This is a genomic window from Streptomyces tamarix (genome assembly GCF_032423885.1).
GTDB lineage: Bacteria > Actinomycetota > Actinomycetes > Streptomycetales > Streptomycetaceae > Streptomyces > Streptomyces tamarix.
On sequence record NZ_JAWCTQ010000124.1, the window covers coordinates 1 to 258 of the forward strand.

Consider the following 258-nt stretch of genomic DNA (forward strand, 5'->3'; position numbering starts at 1 on the left):
GACCTCACTCTCCTCGTCATAAGACGAGTAGAAGTACGGGGTCTTCGCCGCGAACTCCGCCGCACACGTGTCGACCGTCTTGTACACCGGCCGCACACCCAACGCATGCCGCACCTCACGCACGACGTCCTCACGCAACCCGCGAATCTCCGCGATCTGCTGGTCGGAGAAACCGTGACGCTTCGCGTGCGCCAGCAGTTCCGGGGTGAACTCGCTCGCGGCAGCGAGCTCCTCGGCCACCTCGTGGATCAGGAAGAG

General features: G+C 64.3%; 1 protein-coding gene. It reads right to left on the bottom strand.

Going from position 1 to position 258, the window contains the following annotated elements:
* A partial coding sequence (locus RND61_RS32565) for a hypothetical protein (RefSeq protein ID WP_315881769.1) occupies positions 1–258 on the bottom strand: 258 nt, incomplete at both ends.